The organism is Homoserinimonas sp. A447, from assembly GCF_054489325.1.
In genome coordinates, this window is record NZ_JBTMWW010000001.1 from 2,129,084 (window position 1) to 2,146,084 (window position 17,001).

10 protein-coding genes are annotated in these 17,001 nt (G+C 63.7%); all 10 read right to left on the reverse strand.

Going from position 1 to position 17,001, the window contains the following annotated elements; genetic code table 11:
- Window positions 1–33: 33 nt before the first annotated feature.
- Window positions 34–867 carry a prepilin peptidase gene (locus ACX3O0_RS10465; protein ID WP_459107660.1) on the reverse strand — a complete coding sequence of 278 codons (834 nt, stop codon included), beginning with the start codon at window positions 865–867 and terminating at the stop codon, window positions 34–36.
- Window positions 867–2,348, reverse strand: coding sequence for a hypothetical protein (locus ACX3O0_RS10470; protein WP_459107661.1), 1,482 nt, complete (start codon window positions 2,346–2,348; stop codon window positions 867–869). The genes ACX3O0_RS10465 and ACX3O0_RS10470 overlap by 1 nt, the downstream gene beginning before the upstream one ends.
- Window positions 2,339–2,959 (reverse strand): PilW family protein, encoded by a 621-nt coding sequence (locus ACX3O0_RS10475; protein WP_459107662.1) that lies wholly within the window; start codon window positions 2,957–2,959, stop codon window positions 2,339–2,341. Before ACX3O0_RS10475 ends, ACX3O0_RS10470 begins: the two co-directional genes overlap by 10 nt.
- Entirely contained in the window at window positions 2,956–3,384 is a 429-nt protein-coding gene (locus tag ACX3O0_RS10480) for a type IV pilus modification PilV family protein (RefSeq protein ID WP_459107663.1), read from the reverse strand. The genes ACX3O0_RS10475 and ACX3O0_RS10480 overlap by 4 nt, the downstream gene beginning before the upstream one ends.
- A 95-nt stretch (window positions 3,385–3,479) precedes the next feature.
- Entirely contained in the window at window positions 3,480–3,938 is a 459-nt protein-coding gene (locus ACX3O0_RS10485) for a type II secretion system protein (protein WP_459107664.1), read from the reverse strand.
- A gap of 161 nt (window positions 3,939–4,099) precedes the next feature.
- On the reverse strand, window positions 4,100–5,329 hold the full coding sequence (locus ACX3O0_RS10490) for a type II secretion system F family protein (RefSeq protein WP_459107665.1): 1,230 nt from the start codon (window positions 5,327–5,329) through the stop codon (window positions 4,100–4,102).
- On the reverse strand, window positions 5,329–7,212 hold the full coding sequence (locus ACX3O0_RS10495) for a type IV pilus twitching motility protein PilT (RefSeq protein ID WP_459107666.1): 1,884 nt from the start codon (window positions 7,210–7,212) through the stop codon (window positions 5,329–5,331). Before ACX3O0_RS10495 ends, ACX3O0_RS10490 begins: the two co-directional genes overlap by 1 nt.
- Before the next feature lie 3 nt (window positions 7,213–7,215).
- On the reverse strand, window positions 7,216–8,889 hold the full coding sequence (locus ACX3O0_RS10500) for a GspE/PulE family protein (protein ID WP_459107667.1): 1,674 nt from the start codon (window positions 8,887–8,889) through the stop codon (window positions 7,216–7,218).
- 405 nt (window positions 8,890–9,294) lie between these two features.
- The gene (locus ACX3O0_RS10505) at window positions 9,295–13,176 is read right to left on the reverse strand and encodes a DNA-directed RNA polymerase subunit beta' (RefSeq protein ID WP_459107668.1); all 3,882 of its coding nucleotides are present in this window, start codon (window positions 13,174–13,176) and stop codon (window positions 9,295–9,297) included.
- 59 nt (window positions 13,177–13,235) lie between these two features.
- A complete protein-coding gene (gene rpoB / locus ACX3O0_RS10510; protein WP_459088636.1) occupies window positions 13,236–16,742 on the reverse strand; it encodes a DNA-directed RNA polymerase subunit beta in 3,507 nt (1,168 codons plus the stop codon).
- Window positions 16,743–17,001 lie beyond the last annotated feature (259 nt).

Consider the following 17,001-nt stretch of genomic DNA (forward strand, 5'->3'; position numbering starts at 1 on the left):
TCCCTCTTCCCCCGTGCTGTCAGCATCCGCTGATCACCCCAGACCAAACAATGCCAGATATTCGGAGGAAATTATGTCCCCCCAGAAAATTCCCACCCATGCGCCGGCGAGCATCCACGGCCCGAACGGGATGCTGGACTTGCGATCGGCGCGGCGAAGCACCAGCAGGATGATCGAGAATAACCCCCCAAGCACGAAGGCGGCGAACGCCCCGACCGCCAGCGAACCCCAGCCCAGCCAGGCGAGGAACAGGCCGAGCACACCAGCGAGCTTGACGTCGCCGAACCCCATCCCGTTCGGGTAGGCCAGCGCCATCAGCAGGTAGGCGAGGAACATTGCCGCGCAGCCGATTGCCGCACGCAGCATGCTGTCATAGTCCGCTACGAACAGGCTCGCCGCGGCGAGCAGCGTCGCGCCGACCACGTAGGCAGGCAGCACGATCTTGTTGGGCAGCTTGTGCACATCGAGGTCGATCAGCGTCAGCGCGACCGAGATCGCGGCCAGGTACAGGAATGCGACCAGGGAGATCATCGTCGCGGCATCAAGCCCGCTCGCCGAGGCCGAGATGGCTCCCCCGCTCATCACCCACCAGGCGACGGCGGCGAAGAACCCTGCAACGCCGAGCTCGACCAGGGGATACCGCGCCGAGATGGCTTGCGAGCAGTCGCGGCACTTGCCACCCAGCACAAGCCAGGAGACGACGGGAATGTTGTCCCGCCATCGAATCTCATGGCCGCACTTCGGGCAGGCGCTCGGTGGCCGGCTCAGCGACTCTCCCCGCGGTAGCCGCCAGACCACCACGTTGAGGAACGAGCCAATGAGCAGGCCCATCCATCCGGCTGCGCCCGCAAACACCCCGACGACCATTAGGGGTTCTCGCGGAAGGTGAGGCGATCGCCCAGCTTCATGCCGGTCTTGACCGCCTCCGTCAGTCCGCCGGTGAGGTCGATGCCGGGGATTCCCACCTGCTTGAAGATGAGCTTCGCCTGCTGCTTGAACTCGACCTCTCCGCCGTACATCTGGCCCTGGAACCCGTCTCGCTCGCTGGTGACCTTGCACGGCGTGTAGATCATCGCCGCAACGTTCGGCGAGAAGTCGGTCTCGTTGGTCAGCGTGATATTCCCGGTGAGCCCGGTCGGTGGCGTGCAGGTGGGCGCCAGGTCGGCAACATCGTCGGGCACGATCACGGCGACCTTCCGCTCAACCGAGGATGCGAAACCCAACTTGTCGAAACGGAACTCGTGCCCCAGGAAAACCAGGTCAGCGTTGAGCGGGATCGTGTCGAAGTTGTTGAGGGTGACGACCGGGGACGTCGCGCACTTGGTCATGAAGTTGATAACGGTGTTGTGGGTGTAGCTCGACAGGTTGGTCCACTGCGTCGTGGTCTTGTCGATGGTGCACGGGCCGGTCCAGTTCACGACGTTGTAGCCCTGCGCGCTCCAGTGGGCTGCGGCGCTGGGGACGTCAGACCATTCGGGAATCTGGGGTGGTGCCACGGTTGCCCCGGACTGTACGATCGCCCCGGGCTTCGTCAGGGTGTTGCCGATGGACGTCGCGACGCCACCGGCGCGCATGTCGCCACCCAGCACGCTGTTCCTCACGGTTGCGTTGCCGGTGACGTTGATGTCCCTGGCTATGTCGCTCGAGTTCTCGGCCAGCAGGTTGCCGTTGATGTGGACCTTGCCGGTGACCTTGCACTTCTGCAGGTCCGCGTTGCCGTTCCCCATGATGAGGTCGCCACCGATGACCGCGTTGTTGCTGCAGGTGACATCACCGTTCTTGATCGTCACCGAGGTCGCGACACTGTTGTCCTCCGAGGTCAGGTTGAATGACTTCAGGATGCCGGTCATGGTGTGCGCGTACACAGCGGATCCGACGATCGGCACGTTGGTGTAAACCGGTTCATAGGCGAACACGGATTGCACGACTTCTTCATCGCCGGCCGATACCCCTGCCGCACCTTTCGCCTGGGCGTAGCCGGTGGAGGTGACCCGCACCTGGGTCGCGGTGGTGGTCGGACAGCCGGCGTTCCACCCGGCAGCCGTCTTGTACTCGACCGTGGCCGTGTAGCGAGGGGTCGTGCCGGCCGGTGACGTGAACACCCCGGCAACGGCGGCACAGGCGCCCGGGGTACGGAGGCCAACCGTTCCCACGTCCATGCCTGCTTCTGCTGAGGCGAGGCCCTGCACGGATGCCCGAGCGGAGCTCGAGACTCCGAGTGATTGTGTCGCGCTCACGGTGACGGTGACGGCGACGAGGGCGAGCACCGCCATGACCCCGATGACAGCGATCAGAGTGCTTCCGTCTTCGTTCCCAGGGTGCCGTGGCCGCAATTTGTCTAGAAACATCTCTCTGTCACTCCCGTCGGGACTTTCTGGCGGCTGACCGCCGTGGTTTCCACCAGCACGGTACTACCCCGACCGACGGACATTTGAAGGGCCACCTCCACCTGCGTGGTTCCGGTGGCCACGAACACGGGTACCGGCGTACCACTGGCGTCTGCCGTGAGGGTGGCATCTGTACCGAGCAGAATCCAGTCGGAGAAGGCACCCGCCTTGCCGGCGATCCACGCCGGGACCATGGAATCGGTGGCGGGAGCCACCGCGCTGCTCGCGGCGTAGCGGGTGGTTCTGACCTCACCATCGCCGAAGTACCAGGCCTCACAGTGGGTGGTGGGTGGTGTGGCGAGGGCGTCGTCGAGCCGGTGCACCAGGAGGATGCTCGGATCCCCCTGAGCCACCCGCAGGTTGATGGAGTTGCGCACGCCGGTGGCCACCGAATCTGCGACGAGCACGCCGCTGTTGGTCGAGGCGGATGAATCGGTCACCGCGCCCTGCGCATTCAGCGAGCTGATCAGCAGACCGCCGACGATGCTGAGCACCAGCAGTGAGAGCATCGAGTAGACGAGGAGCTCGATGAGCGTCATGCCCCGGTCGCTCGAGTCGAGCAGGCGCTTCACGGGGATTCCACCATGACGTTGGTGACCGCCGAGGCGAGCGCAGCGCCGCTGGCCGCGTTGGTCACCTTCGCAGTGACCCGCACCACTCCGGGGAAGGCTGCCGGGCAGGCTTCGACGGTGATGCTCGGGCGGTAGGTGACACCGGCGGGACCGGCGACGTCTGCCCCGGTTCCGCCGAGCGCCTGCACCTGTGCGCAGGTGGGGAGCACCAGGGCGCGAACCCGGTCGATGTCCTGGCTGACGAGTTGGCTGGCCGTGGTGACACTGGTGGTCACCTGGGACGACTTCATCGCGGTAATGAGCAACGGAAGCGCCGAGATCGACAGCAGCCCGAGAAGGAAGATGGAGACGATGATTTCGATCAGGCCGAAACCGGCATCCGAGCGCGGGGTATCGCCGATCGTGTGGAATCGCTGGTTGTCCATACGACCGAGACCCCCTCTCAGATCGTCGTACTTCGGGTGAGTAGAGCAGTGTGGGGCGCCGCGCCGCGACGCCCCACAGCCCTACTTCACAGTGGCTACGGCGTCGCCGCTACGAATGCGCCAGCGGCGCTACATGTTCCCGCCTCGACCTTGCTGGTGTCGCTGCTAACGGCGAAGCTCTTCGAAGTGTCAGAAACGACGCTCAGGCAGAACACGCCGGTGCTATCCAACGTAGCGGGCAGGATTGTCATCGCCGCAGTAGTGCTCTGAACGAAACCGAAGTTGTCGAGTGCACCAGCAGCGTTTGCACCCGCGTAGTTGCCATTGTTATCCGTCGCATAAGAGATTAGTGCCACCTTGGCGTTGGCGAGATCGGACTTCGCCGCAGCATCCTTGGCCTGGTCCTGCTGGCCGAGGAAGACCGGGATGGCGATCGCAGCGAGGATTCCGATGATGAGGATGACGACGAGGAGCTCGATCAGGGTGAAACCCTGTTCATCGTTCTCGATGTCCTCACGCTTCTTCGCCATAGCGGCATGGATGGATGTGATCATGATTGTTTTCTTCCTGTCGTATAAGGAGATTCGGACAGGTGGCCCCCAATGAAACTGACCCCCTGCGGCAATTATGCCTCGCATGTTGCTCCATTTGCAGCCCCCAAGGGGGGTTCCCCGCGCGCAACACACCCCCAGTTGTGGGGGCGAGGGAATCGGCCCTACTGCACTTGCTCGAAGATGCTGAAGATCGGCAGGTAGAGCGCGACGATCATCCCGCCGATGATGAGGCCGATGAAGCCGATCATCAGGGGTTCGATGAGCGCGGTGAGCTGTTCAGCGGTCGACTCGACCTCCTGGTCGTAAAAATCGGCGATCTTGCCCAGCATGGTCTCCAACGCACCGGAGTCTTCGCCCACCGCGATCATCTGCGTCACCATCGAAGGGAAAACCGGCTCGAGCGCGAGCGGACCCGCAATCGACTTGCCAGACCGAACCGAGTCGGCAACCTTTTTCAGCGCCTGTTCAATGACGTAGTTGCCCGAGGTCTCACCCACGATGCTCAGCGACTGCAGAATCGGCACACCGGCACCCATCATGGTCGCGAAGTTGCGGGTGAAGCGCGCGATGGCAACCTTGGTGAACAGCGCTCCGAACACCGGGATCTTCAGTCGCAGCGGGTCCACGACCTTACGCACCTTCTCCTCGTTCTTGTTGGCGCGCCACCAGACGTTGAACGCGATGCTGCCGACCAGCAGCAACGGTCCCAGCCAGATCATGTTCTTCGACAGGACCACGAGCATCTGGGTGGGAAGCGGAAGCTCACCGCCCAGGTCGGCGAACATCTTCTCGAAGATGGGGACGATGAAGATCAGCATGCCGATCACCGCGACGACAGCCATGATCAGAACGGCGATGGGGTAGGTCAAGGCGGACTTGATCGTCGCCTTGAGCTTGACCTCGTTCTCGTAGTTCTCGGCAATCGAGACCAGCGTGCTCTCGAGGAACCCCCCGGTCTCCCCTGCGCGAACCAGGTTCACCATCAGCGGCGGGAAGATCTTCTGCTGCCGGCCCATGGCCGCAGACAGCGACAAACCCGCTTCGACCTCGGAGCGCACGGTGTCGAGGGTCTTTCCGAGAATCTTGTTCTCGGTCTGATCGGCGAGGATGGTCAAAGTGCGAATCAGCGACAGGCCTGACGAGGTCATTGTCGCCATCTGGCGGGACATGATGGCGAGGTCCTTGAGCGACACCTGCTTTTGCATCCCGGGTATCGAGAGCTCTTTTCGAAGTCCGGTGCCTGTGCCTGCCTCAGCCACTGAGATCGGGGCGACTCCCATCGTGCGCAACTTGTTCAGGACCGCACTCTCACTGGCAGCCTCAAGACGGCCCTTGACGACCTTGCCTGCCGAATCGCGCGCACGGTAGTCGAACTCTTTAACGGCAGCCATCAGAACTGCGCATCCGAGTAGCGGTCACCGTAGTTGACACCGTCAGACATGGCACCGCCGAGGGAAGGCGCGTCCGTGCGGGTCACCAGGCGCTTCAGCACCTCCAGGTCGTGCGCCTTCTCCACGGCAGCGTCATAGGTGATCTGCCCGGAGTTGACCAGGTCGGCCAAGTGCTGGTCCATGGTGTGCATTCCCAGGTCGCGGCCGGCCTGCATGGCTGAATGCACCTGGTAGGTCTTTCCTTCGCGGATCAGGTTCGCGACGGCGTGCGTGCCGACCAGCACCTCAGTGGCCACAACGCGGCCCTGACCGCTCGCGCGCTTCACCAGCGTCTGACACACGACACCCTGCAAGGTGGCGGCGAGTTGCGCGCGCACCTGGCCCTGCTGGTGCGGCGGGTACACGTCGATGATGCGGTCGATGGTCTGCGGGGCATCCTGGGTGTGCAGGGTCGCGAACACCAGGTGGCCGGTCTCAGCAGCCGTCAACGCAACCGAAATGGTTTCCAGGTCGCGCAGCTCGCCGACCAGGATCACGTCAGGGTCCTGACGTAGCACGTGCTTCAGCGCGGCGGCGAAACTGTGCGTGTCATGGCCGACCTCGCGCTGGTTGACGAGCGCCTTGTGGTTGCTGTGGAGGAACTCGATCGGATCTTCCACGGTCATGATGTGGTCGGCTCGGTTTCGATTGACGACGTCGATGAGCCCGGCAAGCGTGGTCGACTTGCCGGACCCGGTCGGACCGGTGACCAACACGAGGCCCCGGGCGAGCTTGGCGAAGTTGCCGATCACCTCAGGAACTCCGAGGTCCCGGAGACTCTTGATCTCGGTCGGGATCAGGCGGAATGCCGCCCCCATGTTGTTGCGCTGCCAGTAGAAGTTCACCCGGAAGCGCGCGTTGGCCGACAGCGTGTAGGCGAAGTCGAACTCGAGTGCTTCGTCGAAGCGCTCCTTCTGGGAGGGCGTCAGGATGCTGAGCAGGGCTGAAGTGACCTTCTCCGCACTCCAGGTGCTGGCGCCGACGATCGGCTTCAAAGCGCCATCCACGCGGATCATCGGTGGGGCATCGGCGGTGATGTGGAGGTCGGAGCCGCTCGTCATCAACACCTTCTGCAGGGCATCATCGAGGTCGGGATCGGGGTTCAGGGTCGCATCACGCCGGGACTCGAATGGCGTCGGGGTGTTACTGGGAGGCGCCGGCTGCGGCGGCGGAAACTCTGCTGGCTGGATACCTTCTGGTGATGACATCGACGGTGCCTCCGTTTTCGGCTGAACTACAGGTTCGGCGTACGAAACCGCGGGTGCTTCCTCGGGGGTAGGCGTGGCATTGTAGGTTGCGTGCTCGGGGGCTGGCGCATCGGCGACGGGTGGCTGCGGGTTCACCGGATCCGCCACCGGCTGGTAGGAATCGAACGACCGAGCAACCGGGCCAGAGGTGACCGGCGACCCGGTGGGCGGGGCCATGGTGGCCATTGAGGCAACCGGCTGCGCAACTGGAGGCTCGGGCGGTGGTGCCTGCTGAAGCGAAGCCGCGTCCACAGCCGGCGCTGGTGCAGGGGTGGCGCTTTGTGGTGCCACGTTTTCCGGCGCCGCCTGTGGGGGTGGCGCGTTCCATAGGGCCTGGCTGACAGCATCCGAAACCGGAGGCGGCGAAGGCACCTCGACCGTCTGCGGCTGCACAGCGGTCGGGAGGAATTCGGCAACAGGCGGCGGCGAGGGCGGAGCCGGAGGGGCCGGCGGCAGCGGCGCTTCCTTCTCGGCGAGCGGCACCGTCGGCTGGTTCGGCACGCTGGACGGGAGGTAGGCGGTTGGCTCGTAGCTCGGCTCGGTCGGGGTGGCCCCGCCATCGCCGTCGACGGACAGGTCGAACACGTTCTTACTCATCTGCTAAACCACAACCCTCAGGATCTCTTCGACAGCCGTATGGCCGAGCAAAGCCTTAGTCCAGCCGTCCTGACGCAACGTTGCCATGCCCTGCTGGACCGCCACTTTCGAAATTTCGATACTGGATGCGCGTGCAACCGCCAGGCGCTCGATGTCCTCCGTCACGGCCATGACCTCGTGGAGTGCGATACGGCCGCGGTATCCGGTGTTGGAGCAATGGGTGCACCCAACCGGCTGGAACAGGGTCGGGGCAGGCTGAGTCGGGTCGATGAAGAAGCCGAGCTGGGCGAGACCCTCGACGGTGCTCTGGTACGGGTCCTTGCAACGGTCGCAGAGGCGGCGCGCCAGGCGCTGGGCGACCACCGCGTCGAGCGCTGAACCGACCAGGAACGGCTCGATGTCCATCTCGATCAGGCGGGTGATCGCTGCTGGCGCGTTGTTGGTGTGAAGCGTGGAGAGCACGAGGTGCCCGGTCAGGGAAGCCTCGATCGCGATCTGCGCCGTCTCCTGGTCGCGGATCTCACCGATCAGCACGACATCCGGGTCAGAACGCAGGATGGAGCGGAGGGCGCTGGCGAAGGTGAGGCCGGCCTTCGGGTTGACCTGCACCTGGTTGATGCCGGCCATCCGGTACTCCACCGGGTCCTCAACGGTGATGACGTTGACCTCAGGCTTGGCCACGGCGTGAAGCGTCGTGTAGAGCGTCGTCGACTTGCCGGAACCGGTCGGCCCAGTCACCAGGATCATGCCGTTCGGCTTCGTGAACGACTTGCGGTAGATCGCCAGGTTGTTGTCGAGCATGTTCAGGTCGGTCAGGCTCAGCGTCGTATTCGAGTTGTCGAGAATACGCATGACCACCTTCTCGCCCCAGACGGTGGGGAGGGTGGCGACGCGGAGGTCGATCTGGCGACCGCCGTGGTTGACCGAGAGACGGCCATCCTGCGGCTTACGACGTTCGGCGATGTCGATGTCGCTCATGATCTTCAGTCGCGAGATCACGCCGTTCTGGATGGCCTTCGGCGCCCGCTGCATCTCGTGCAGCACACCGTCGATGCGGTACCGCACGCCCATGTCGTGCTGGCCCGGCTCGATGTGGATGTCCGACGCCTTGTCCTGGATGCCCTGGCTGATCAGCAGGTTCACGAACCGCACGATCGGGGCGTCGTCGACGCCCGGCTCGTTCTCGGCGAGCGTCACCTCCTGACCGGTGCTGGTGCTCTCCTCCTCGATCGCCGTAGTCAGCGAGCTCAGCTCGCCGTCAGCACGGTGGTAGCGGTCGATGGCGGCCAGCAGGTCCTTGCGCTCGGCGACAACCATGGTGACCTGCATCCGCACGGCAGCGCGAACGTCATCTACGGCGAAGACGTTGCCCGGGTCGACAACGGCAAGAGTCAGAGTGTTGCCAATGGATGCGATCGGCAGCACCTCATGGCGACGGCAGATGGCCGCAGGCACCAGCGAGACCGCAACCCGGTCGACCGGGTATTCGGTCAGCTCGACGAACGGGAGGCCCTGCTGGGCAGCCTTCGCAGACGCGAAGTCGATGGCAGAAATGGTGCCATTCTCGACGAGCTGCCGGACCGACGCCTCGTCGCCCTTCCAACCGTCGACAATGTTGTCCATCGCGGTGATCGGCATGGCGCCACGGATGATAAGAATCTCGGTTAGAGATGACAATGCAGCCCCCTGCTATTAAAGCCCCCAGTAAACCTCAGGCAACAGCGGCATCGGGTTTGACTATTCCCTGAGAGTGTCAAGTTACCCTAGCCGCGCCCGCATTGCCATACCCAGTATCGGGGGTCGTTGGCGTGCGACACACCGCAGCATGGCTGGTGATTTGCACGGCGGATGCGACGACGCGGTGTTTCCGGTGCTTCGCGCCCACATTATTGTGCGCGAACCACCGAAAAGGGCGCGTGGCGGGCTGGAGTCGGCCCGTGCGGCGAGAACTCACTTAACGCGACAAGGCCCCCGCCGGAGCGGGGGCCTTGCGCGGCAGATTTCGATACGGCCCTGGCGGGCCTACTCAATCCACAGAGTTCGCCCTGGCAGGTCTCGACAAGCTCGACCCGCCTAACCGGCCTAGTTGTAGGTGCCGGGCTGGAAGTCGTCCGAGCTGAAGCTGTCGAAGTCGACGAAGCTCAGGTCGGCCTCGCTGAATCCGCCCTCATCCGTGAAGATGCGGTTCGGGTAGCGCTCAGCCTTCGCCTCCTCGGTGGCCTCAACCGACACGTTGCGGTACTTGGCGAGGCCAGTACCAGCCGGGATCAGCTTTCCGATGATGACGTTCTCCTTCAGGCCCATCAGCGGGTCGGACTTGCCCTCCATGGCCGCCTGGGTCAGAACCCGGGTGGTCTCCTGGAAGGACGCAGCCGACAGCCACGACTCGGTCGCGAGGGACGCCTTGGTGATACCCATGACCTCCTGGCGGGCCGAAGCGGTCTTGCGACCCTCGGTCAGCGCACCGCGGTTGAGTTCGTTGTACCGCTGGCGGTCCACCAGCTCACCCGGCAGCAGGCCGGTGTCGCCGTGGTCGACGACGGTGACCTTGCGCAGCATCTGGCGAACGATGACCTCGATGTGCTTGTCGTGGATCGGCACGCCCTGCGAGCGGTAGACGCCCTGAACACCCTCGACCAGGTGCTGCTGCACGGCACGGACACCGCGGACACGAAGAACTTCCTTCGGGTCGATGGCGCCGACGTGCAGCTGCTGGCCGAGCTCGACGTGCTCGCCATCCTCGATGAGGAGGGTGGCGCGCTTGAGCACCGGGTACGCGATCGGCTCGTCGCCGTTGTCCGGCGTGAGGATCAGCTTGCGGCTGCGATCCGTGTCCTCGATGGTGATCTTTCCTGCGGCCTCGGCGATCGGGGACGCGCCCTTGGGGGTGCGAGCCTCGAACAGCTCGGTGACGCGGGGCAGACCCTGGGTGATGTCATCAGCGGATGCCACACCACCGGTGTGGAAGGTACGCATCGTCAGCTGCGTTCCAGGCTCACCGATCGACTGGGCAGCGATGATACCGACGGCCTCACCAATGTCGACGAGCTTGCCGGTGGCCAGTGAACGGCCGTAGCAGGTCGCGCACACGCCGACCGCGGACTCACAGGTGAGTACCGAACGGACCTTCGCGTGAGTGATGCCACCAGCGATCAACTGCTGGATGAGCACGTCACCGACATCGGAACCGGCAGGCGCGATGACCTTGCCCTTCGAGTCGACCGCGTCCTCTGCGAGGCTGCGGGCGTAGAGCGAGTTCTCGACATTGGCATCCGGGATCAGCACACCGTTGGCATCCGGGGACGCAACCAGGAGGTCGAGCCCACGCGAGGTGCCACAGTCGTCCTCGCGGATGATGACATCCTGCGAGACGTCGACCAGGCGACGCGTCAGGTATCCGGAGTCGGCCGTACGAAGCGCCGTGTCGGCCAGACCCTTGCGAGCACCGTGGGTTGCGATGAAGTACTCGGCAACCGAGAGGCCTTCGCGGTAGCTCGAGATGATCGGCCGGGGGATGATCTCACCCTTGGGGTCAGACACGAGCCCACGCATACCGGCGATCTGGCGAACCTGCATCCAGTTACCGCGGGCACCAGAGGTGACCATCCGGTTGATGTTGTTGTTCTCCGGCATGTTGTCTTCCATCGCCTTGGCGACTTCGGCCGTTGCCTTGTTCCAGATCTCGATGAGCTCCTGGCGACGCTCGGCGTCGGTGGTGAGGCCCTTCTCGTACTGGGACTGGACCTTGGACGCCTGCTTCTCGTAACCCTCGATGATCTGGCGCTTGTTAGGCGGTGTCAGGACATCGGAGAGGGCAACGGTGACACCGGAGCGGGTTGCCCAGTGGAAACCGGAATCCTTGACGCGGTCAAGCGTCGCGGCGACCTCGACCTTGGGGTAACGCTCGGCGAGGTCGTTGACGATCGCCGAGAGCTGGCCCTTGTCGGCCACCGCCTCGATGTACGGGTAGTCGGCCGGCAGCGTCTCGTTGAACAGCGCACGGCCCAGGGTCGTCTCGAGGAGGTAGGGAACACCCTCCACGAAGTTCTCCGGGGTGGCACCCTCGGCGAAGGTCAGCCCGCTCAGGCGGATGCGAACCTTTGCGTTCAGGTCGAGCGACTTCTGGTCGAACGCGAGGATCGCCTCGGCGACCGACGAGAACGCACGGCCTTCACCCTCCACACCCTCCTTGAGGGTGGTCAGGTGGTGCAGGCCGATGATCATGTCCTGCGTTGGCAGGGTGACCGGGCGGCCGTCGGACGGCTTCAGGATGTTGTTCGACGCGAGCATCAGGATGCGCGCCTCAGCCTGCGCCTCGACGGACAGCGGCAGGTGCACTGCCATCTGGTCACCGTCGAAGTCGGCGTTGAACGCGGCACACACCAGCGGGTGAAGCTGGATGGCCTTACCCTCGACGAGCTGAGGCTCGAAGGCCTGGATGCCCAGGCGGTGAAGGGTGGGTGCGCGGTTCAGCAGCACCGGACGCTCGCGGATGATCTCCTCCAGCACATCCCAGACCTGGGGACGGCTGCGCTCGACCATGCGCTTGGCGCTCTTGATGTTCTGGGCGTGGCTCAGGTCGATCAGGCGCTTGATCACGAACGGCTTGAACAGCTCCAGCGCCATCTGCTTGGGCAGACCACACTGGTGCAGCTTCAGCTGCGGACCGACGATGATGACCGAGCGGCCGGAGTAGTCGACGCGCTTTCCGAGCAGGTTCTGGCGGAACCGGCCCTGCTTGCCCTTGAGCATGTCGCTCAGGGACTTCAGCGCACGGTTACCCGTACCGGTGACCGGACGACCACGGCGACCGTTGTCGAATAGTGCGTCGACGGCCTCCTGCAGCATCCGCTTCTCGTTGTTGACGATGATCTCGGGGGCCCCGAGGTCAAGCAGGCGACGGAGGCGGTTGTTGCGGTTGATCACACGACGGTACAGGTCGTTGAGGTCGGAGGTCGCGAAACGGCCACCGTCCAACTGGACCATCGGGCGAAGCTCCGGCGGGATCACCGGAACGACCTCGAGAACCATGGCGGCCGGCGAGTTGCCGGTCTGCAGGAACGAGTTCACCACGCGCAGGCGCTTGATGGCACGGATCTTCTTCTGGCCCTTGCCGTTGGCGATCTGGTCGTGCAGGTCTTCGCTCTCAGCGGCCAGGTCGAAGTTCTGCAGGCGCTTCTGGATCGCCTCGGCGCCCATGAAGGCTTCGAAGTAGATGCCGAAACGGTCCTGCAGCTCGTGGAAGACGGAGTCTTCCGGCTTCAGGTCGCCCACCTTGAGGGTGCGGAAGTCTTCCCACACACGCTCGAGCTGGGAGATCTGCTCGTCGAAGGACTTGCGGGTCTGGCCCATCTCCTTCTCGGCGCCGTCCTTGGTGCGACGCTTCTGGTCGGCCTTGGCACCCTCTTCTTCCAGGGCGGCCAGGTCGGTCTCGAGCTTCTGCATGCGGTCGGCGACGCGGGAGTCGCGCTGCTTCTCCAGCTCGGCGATCTCCAGGCGGATCTCGTTCTCGAGGCCAGGCAGGTCAGCGTGACGGCCTTCCTCATCCACCGAGATGACCATGTAGGCAGCGAAGTAGATGACCTTTTCCAGGTCCTTCGGCGCCATGTCGAGCAGGTAACCGAGGCGGGACGGCACACCCTTGAAGTACCAGATGTGCGTGACCGGTGCGGCCAACTCGATGTGGCCCATGCGCTCGCGGCGGACAGAGGACTTGGTGACCTCTACGCCACAGCGCTCACAGACGATGCCCTTGAAGCGAACGCGCTTGTACTTTCCACAAGAGCATTCCCAGTCGCGGGACGGCCCGAAGATCTGTTCGCCGAACAGGCCATCCTTCTCGGGCTTCAGGGTGCGGTAGTTGATGGTTTCGGGCTTCTTGACCTCACCGTGGGACCAGCGACGGATGTCATCGGCGGTGGCCAGGCCAATACGAATCTCATCGAACGTAGTTACGTCGAGCAATTTTTCTCCTTGAGACAGAACGTGGAAAACGCGCAGTTAATGTGCGCAGGGGCCTGGGTCTAGATCTCGTCGATGGACGAGTTCTCGAACCGGGTGGAAATGTTGATGCCCAGTTCCTCAGCGGCGCGGAAGACTTCGTCATCCGTGTCCTTGAGGCTGACAGCCTGGCCGTCAGCGGACAGCACCTCGACGTTCAAGCAGAGGGACTGCATTTCCTTGATCAGAACCTTGAAGGACTCGGGGATGCCCGGCTCCTGGATGTTCTCTCCCTTGACGATCGCCTCATACACCTTGACGCGACCGAGGATGTCGTCGGACTTGATGGTCAGGAGTTCCTGCAGTGCGTATGCCGCACCGTAGGCCTCCAGCGCCCACACTTCCATCTCACCGAAGCGCTGCCCACCGAACTGTGCCTTACCACCCAGCGGCTGCTGCGTGATCATGGAGTACGGTCCCGTCGAGCGAGCGTGGATCTTGTCATCGACGAGGTGGTGGAGCTTCAGGATGTACATGTAGCCGACCGAGACGGGCTCGGGGAACGGCTCGCCAGAGCGACCGTCGTACAGGTTCGCCTTGCCGCTGGCGCCGATCATCCGGTCGCCGTCGCGGGTCTTGGTGGTCGAGTCGAGGAGTCCCTCGATCTCGGTCTCCAGCGCACCGTCGAACACCGGGGTCGCAACCTTGGTTCCAGGGGCAGCCTTGCGGGCTTCCTCCGGCAGTCCGGCGGCCCACTTGGGCTTGCCCTCGACCTCCCAGCCCTGCTTGGCGATCCACCCGAGGTGGGTCTCCAGCACCTGGCCGAAGTTCATGCGGCCGGGGATACCGAGCGGGTTCAGGATGATGTCGACCGGCGTTCCGTCGGCGAGGAACGGCATGTCCTCCACCGGCAGGATCTTCGAGATGACGCCCTTGTTTCCGTGGCGTCCGGCGAGCTTGTCGCCCTCGGTGATCTTGCGCTTCTGGGCGATGAACACGACCACGCGCTGGTTGACGCCCGAGCCGAGCTCGTCGTCGCCGTCCTGTGCGTCGAACACCTTGACGCCGATGACCGTTCCGGCCTCGCCGTGGGGAACCTTCAGCGAGGTGTCGCGAACTTCGCGGCTCTTCTCGTTGAAGATAGCGCGCAGCAGGCGCTCCTCAGCCGACAGCTCGGTCTCGCCCTTCGGCGTGACCTTGCCGACCAGGATGTCGCCGGGGCGAACCTCGGCACCGATGCGGATGATGCCACGCTCGTCGAGGTCAGCCATCAGGTCCGGGCTGACGTTCGGCAGGTCGCGGGTGATCTCTTCCTTACCCAGCTTGGTGTCGCGGGCGTCGACTTCGTACTCTTCGATGTGAATCGAGGAGAGGACGTCGTCCTTCACCAGGTTCTGGCTCAGGATGATGGCGTCCTCGAAGTTGTGACCCTCCCACGGCATGAATGCCACCAGGAGGTTCTTGCCCAGCGCCAACTCACCGTTCTCGGTGGCCGGGCCATCCGCTACGACCTCGCCGGCCTCAACGCGGTCGCCCGCGCTGACAATGACCCGGTGGTTGTAGCTGGTGCCCTGGTTGGAGCGGTCGAACTTGCGCAGGTAGTACTCCTGCGTTCCACCCTCATCGAGCTGGATGCTGACGTAGTCGGCAGAAACCTCGGCGACCACACCGGCCTTATCGGCGGTGATGACGTCGCCGGCGTCGATGGCCGCGAAGCCCTCCATGCCGGTTCCGACCAGCGGGCTCTCGCTGCGCAGCAGCGGGACAGCCTGGCGCTGCATGTTCGCACCCATCAGGGCGCGGTTCGCGTCATCGTGCTCGAGGAACGGGATGAGCGAGGTCGCGACCGACACCATCTGGCGCGGCGAGACATCCATGTAGCCGATGTCCTCGATCGGGAACAGGTCGACCTCTCCACCCTTCGAACGCGCGAGCACGCGGTTCTCGGCGAAGTGCGAGTCGTCGGTCAGCGGCGCGTTGGCCTGGGCGACGACGAACTCGTCTTCCTCACTGGCGGTGAGGTAGTCGATGGTCGTGGTGACCTTGCCCTTGACGACGCGGCGGTACGGGGTCTCGATGAACCCGAACGAGTTGATGCGAGCGAACGATGCGAGCGAACCGATCAGGCCGATGTTCGGGCCTTCCGGGGTCTCGATCGGGCACATGCGGCCGTAGTGCGAGGGGTGAACGTCGCGAACCTCGACGCCGGCACGCTCACGGGACAGACCACCCGGGCCCAGCGCCGACAGGCGGCGCTTGTGGGTGAGACCCGCGAGCGGGTTGTTCTGATCCATGAACTGCGACAGCTGCGACGTTCCGAAGAACTCCTTGATCGCGGCGACAACGGGGCGCACGTTGATCAGGGTCTGCGGGGTGATCGCCTCGATGTCCTGCGTGGTCATCCGCTCGCGAACGACGCGCTCCATGCGGGAGAGGCCGGTGCGAACCTGGTTCTGGATGAGCTCACCGACGGCACGGATGCGGCGGTTGCCGAAGTGGTCGATGTCGTCGATGTCGAGGCGGATGTCGACGGCCTTGCCGCCGCGGACGCCCTTGATCGTCTTCTGCTCGTCGTGCAGCGCAACCAGGTACTTGATCGTCGCGATGATGTCTTCCTGGCTGAGCACCGAGCTCGACAGGGGAGCTTCGATACCGAGCTTGCGGTTGATCTTGTAACGACCGACCTTGGCCAGGTCGTAGCGCTTCGGGTTGAAGTAGAAGTTGTCGAGAAGCGCACGTGCGGCTTCAGCGGCAACCTGCTCGCCCGGACGCAGCTTGCGGTAGATGTCCTTGAGGGCTTCTTCCTTGGTGAGGATGTTGTCCTTCTCCAGCGTGGCCTCAATGGACGCGAAGCCCTTGAACTCTTCGAGGATCTCCTCGCTGGTCATGCCGAGGGCCTTCATGAAGACCGTGACCGACTGCTTGCGCTTGCGGTCGATGCGGACGCCGACCTGGTCGCGCTTGTCGATCTCGAACTCGAGCCAGGCGCCGCGGCTCGGGATGATGCGGGCGGAGTAGATGTCCTTGTCGGAGGTCTTCTCCTGGGCGCGGTCGAAGTAGACACCGGGGGAACGAACAAGCTGCGACACGACGACACGCTCGGTGCCGTTGATGACGAAGGTGCCCTTCGGGGTCATCAGTGGGAAGTCGCCCATGAAGACGGTCTGGGTCTTGATCTCACCGGTGAGGTGGTTCATGAACTCGGCTTCGACGTAGAGCGGGGCAGAGAAGGTCTTGCCCTTCTCCTTGCACTCGTCGATCGAGTACTTCTTCTCTTCGAGGAACGGGTTGGTGAACGAGAGCTGCATCGTCTCGCCGAGGTCCTCGATCGGGGAGATCTCTTCGAAGATCTCCTCAAGGCCGGTCAACGACGGGAGGTCCTGGCGGCCGTCGGCTTTAGCCTGGGCGGCGCGCTCCTTCCAGATGTCGTTGCCAACCAGCCAGTCGAAACTCTCGGTCTGCAGGGCGAGCAGATCGGGAACAGTCAGGTTGTCGGTAATCTTCGCGAACGACAGGCGCGAGTGACCGCGGCCGTTCTTGAGAGTCCCTTTTTTGGATGAGCTGGTGGATGCGTTGCGCGCAGCAGCCAAGGAAATAACCTCCGGTGACCCCATGGGTCAATACATTCGTGCGATGCCAGTTTGCGGTGTGTGTTTTGCGAGACTCGCCAGAACCTGCATTGGGTGGATCACAGGGCAACACCCACTGACTGTTAACTACAGGAGCCAGTTGGGTACAGCATCCGGATGCACGGCCTACCGCAATATGAAGGCATAGAAATTCTGGGAGCGCAAAGATCAACTATAGGGCGAACATTCCGACTTGTCTACCCGGGTTGTTGACCTCTTT

What these genes read in the sequence shown, in the direction of transcription:
- ACX3O0_RS10465 (WP_459107660.1), bottom strand. Translation starts at nt 867, where the DNA reads ATGGTCGTCGGGGTGTTTGCGGGCGCAGCCGGATGGATGGGCCTGCTC.
- ACX3O0_RS10470 (WP_459107661.1), bottom strand. Translation starts at nt 2,348, where the DNA reads ATGTTTCTAGACAAATTGCGGCCACGGCACCCTGGGAACGAAGACGGA.
- ACX3O0_RS10480 (WP_459107663.1), bottom strand. Translation starts at nt 3,384, where the DNA reads ATGGACAACCAGCGATTCCACACGATCGGCGATACCCCGCGCTCGGAT.
- ACX3O0_RS10485 (WP_459107664.1), bottom strand. Translation starts at nt 3,938, where the DNA reads ATGATCACATCCATCCATGCCGCTATGGCGAAGAAGCGTGAGGACATC.
- ACX3O0_RS10490 (WP_459107665.1), bottom strand. Translation starts at nt 5,329, where the DNA reads ATGGCTGCCGTTAAAGAGTTCGACTACCGTGCGCGCGATTCGGCAGGC.
- ACX3O0_RS10495 (WP_459107666.1), bottom strand. Translation starts at nt 7,212, where the DNA reads ATGAGTAAGAACGTGTTCGACCTGTCCGTCGACGGCGATGGCGGGGCC.